We start from the raw sequence: 3,448 nt of genomic DNA, 5'->3' as shown, positions 1-3,448 counted from the left end.
TGGGTGTTTTTGCACAAACGGCGCTAAAGTTCCACAGAATTGATAAATGAGGCGTTTTTTTGCCTCAATCTATACTTTGCATCATCTAAGCATCAATTCATTGAATACCGCGCGTTCTGAGAGGTCGTTATTTCGAGATATTTTCTCATCCATATTATTCAATTTTTCCGGGGTAGTTGATTTTTTGGATTGGTAAGTCCGACCGAATCAATCATTTTCTCATCCGAGAAATCAAATTCCCCGTGCAAGTTAAAATGCCGCCAGGTAGCCACCGATCCATTGCGAACAGCTTCAATCAGTTCCACCTTGCGTGCAGGATCAGTCTCTTGATCCAACACCCGCGTCAGAAAAAGATAATTCCAACAGGTAATCACATTTTTGATCAGGCGCCGGCAACCTTCGGCAATCTCTTGATCTTCCTTCTCGCTCTGAATAAATTCATGGTTATGTCCAAACGAGATGGCTTTGGAGAATTTATTTGAACTTTCCACCTTGTTTAGCTGCTTCTCGATCGACTGTCTAAACGCTGAATCATCAACGTATTTCAGGATAAAAATTGATTTCGGTATCTTACCAAATTCTTTGAGCGCCCTGTACAAGGGGTGCTGTTTGGAATACGAATTCAATCGCTTGAAGAGTTGCGATGCCGTCGCCACTTTTAACCGAATTGTCGAGATAAAACGCAAGACCTCATCCCACTGTGGTTCGATCAAGACTGTACGAATGGCGCGGTGCGGGAGTAGTGCAGTTTGCCCTTGTTCCTCGTAAAATTGTCGATTCTTGAATGCGTAAAGTCGCTGCCGTCCGACGCCCCGGATCCGCGGTGCAAATATGGGACCCAATAAATAGGTTGAGCCAAAAATGACTTCTGAGAAACCGTGCGTGTCCGTAGAATGAATGTTGCTTTTGATCACGTCATTATGCATCAAGCCGTCAATCACGTAAGCCGCTTCGCGCTCGGCGGAAGTGATCACCGTGGAGTGCCACAACAAATGACGCATGTCGATGAAACTGATCACGCTCACGCCTTTGTCTTTGCCTAAATATTTGAATGAGTAATTGGCATTCAAGGAATCGACCGACACTTCGAATTTTTGTCCATCGCTGGAGGTATGCAACACATCGGGCTGCTGCCGGTAAAGATTAGGCAGGCCCATCCGATCGACAAACTGCAGGATGCGGTCATTCGCGTTTTGTATATTCTCCAGAGAGAAATACCAGTTGATGGTCGTATCGAGTTCGTTCTCGTTGATCTGTCTGGAAATTTGCGCAAGCTTGCGGTGGCCGATGTCGCAACCGTAACCAATGATGCCGGCAAAGAAGATTTTTTTGAGCGGTTTCGCCGCCTGGTATTTGGGCTGCCAATGCTCGAATTCGTCGAGAAAGCCTGTCGCTTGATCCACGGTGGCAAGGGCTTCGAGCAGAGAAATATATTTCCGTTCCGGGAAGAAGGCAGACAAGGAAAGTGCTTCCACGTCATCCTGCTTCGGTGTGCTGATATGGAAACTACCGTTAGCGCGCAGGGAGAGAAATGCATTGTCTCCCTCTGAAAAATGCGCATTGGTTTCTTGGTACTGCGCATCAAGTGCTTCATTGAGCGTCTGCAACTTGGCACCGCAATCGCCAAATTTCTCCAGTTGCGCGCGTTGCAAATAGGCCTCGCGGTTCACATCCCAATCGGCTTTCGGAATCAGATAATCATCCAGAGAGCGATATTTTTCCGAGTGGATCAGGTTCAAGGTTCCGGACTTGATGGCATCGGCGACCGCGATATAGAGCAGCACTTTGTACAGCGAGATGCGAAATTTATTTTCCTGACCAGCTACCGCCACCCGCTCTTCATCGGAGAGAAATGCGACCGGCGCATGCTTGTCGACGGCGCCATTTTTTTGCTGATAATGCAGGATGGCTTCGAGCAATGCCGGCTTGCTGCAATGCGGATCGAATTGCACTTGCCGCACAATGTCTGCGGTACGGTTCTGCAATTTCAAGGATCGTTGCTCCAGCAGTACATAATAATCCTGCCCGCGATGAATGGTGGCCATGTTTTCTTTGAACACATCAATCTGGTGTTCAACCTGGCCGTCTTTGGCAGTTTGTGCCGAAAGCGCGGCGTCAATGGCGATCACTTTCTGGCTGTCGTTTAATTTGACGTCGGCAATGATGTGCTTGATTTACACTATGGTGCCGGTGATGCTTTTTCCTAACCGGTCGGCAAGCGAGAAGAATTTTTGCTCACGCTGTTCGCGTTCCTGGTAGTAAGATTCCTTATGCTCCTTGTCGGCGATGTTAAGGGCGGACTGAACGGAGAACAATAATGTATCGATCAGCGTATCGTGCAGCTTGAAGGTTTGATAAACGATGAACGAGATCAAATACAGGTAGCGATCTTTGGCAGCGCGGCGAGAAACTTGCGGTATTCTGGACTTGATCACCAACTGGGCATAGTGGCGGATACACTCGTAGCGCAATGCTAGTTTGTCCACGACTGGTTTCAAGTCAAGATACATCGCGAGCAAGGTTTCCAGGTCTGTTAAATTGATTTTGATTTTTGAGGGCTGCGTGGATTGGAACGGCTTCTTCAGTAAGGTGAGCCGATAGCGCCAGCTTTCGTCAACGGTATTTTCATGAGTAGCCCTTTCCAGAAGAGAATCAAGTTTATTGCGCTGCTTTCCGGTAAGACAGCGATCGATAATTTGACTCAATTCTTGCTGATAATGATTGATCGCCGACACGATCAGGCCGGCCAGGAGGGCATAGCTTGGCAAGGAAAATTTTTTAATCATCAGAAGATCGATAATTTCCAATAGCACCAGCTTTGGCCGGAATTGAACGCGCACCATCAGCGCGATTTCGTTGGTGGCGAATACTTTTGCGACTGCGTCAAAAGCGCTACAACCGAAATAATGTAGAATCAAACGCTGATGTCTAAGATAGGTCACTTTGCTGTAAGTGTTGAGCAGAACTTCGCTGGGAGAAACCCCAATTTGCATGGCAACAAACTCGATGTCGGCTTGGTGAAATTGTCTTGTAAAAAATTTACGGCGAGCCTTGAAATACCCCGCCATCACAATAAAGCACACCTTATTGGTCGACGTTCGCATACTTTCCATCGAGTCGTTAAACATCAAGGGTGCGAAAAAGAAATTGAGACGATCGGCGTTATTGAACATTGGCGGGGATTCAAAAGCCTCCTGTTCCAAGGTATTGAAAATCGTCATTCTGGGCATCGGGATCTCTCGAACAATGGAAAATACGGGCGGGCATTCTATATTGAATAGCCTGTCGTAAATTCATTTTTAGTAAGAAATTGAAGACGATCGGACTGATTAAAACGCGCTACATTCAACGATTTGACGTGCGGGAAGGGCAAAGTATTGGTCGAGGCAAAAAAACGCCTCATTTATCAATTCTGTGGAACTTTAGCTCCGTTTGTGCAAAAACACCC

General features: G+C 46.9%; 2 protein-coding genes. Both read right to left on the bottom strand.

Annotated elements, in window-relative coordinates; genetic code table 11:
- Positions 1 to 158: 158 nt before the first annotated feature.
- Positions 159 to 2,162: a Tn3 family transposase gene (locus AAKU64_RS22255; protein WP_354363071.1), complete on the bottom strand. Its 2,004-nt coding sequence runs from the start codon at positions 2,160 to 2,162 to the stop codon at positions 159 to 161.
- A gap of 12 nt (positions 2,163 to 2,174) precedes the next feature.
- Entirely contained in the window at positions 2,175 to 3,221 is a 1,047-nt protein-coding gene (locus tag AAKU64_RS22250; RefSeq protein ID WP_354363069.1) for a DUF4158 domain-containing protein, read from the bottom strand.
- Positions 3,222 to 3,448: the final 227 nt, after the last annotated feature.

Source organism: Undibacterium sp. GrIS 1.8 (assembly GCF_040544445.1).
Lineage (GTDB): Bacteria > Pseudomonadota > Gammaproteobacteria > Burkholderiales > Burkholderiaceae_D > Undibacterium.
The sequence above is the reverse complement of the archived record's forward strand: the minus strand, read 5'-3'. Positions and strand labels throughout refer to the sequence as shown.

Bases quoted from the DNA above. Each gene is read 5' to 3' on its own strand.
- AAKU64_RS22250 (WP_354363069.1), bottom strand. From the start codon at position 3,221: ATGACGATTTTCAATACCTTGGAACAGGAGGCTTTTGAATCCCCGCCA.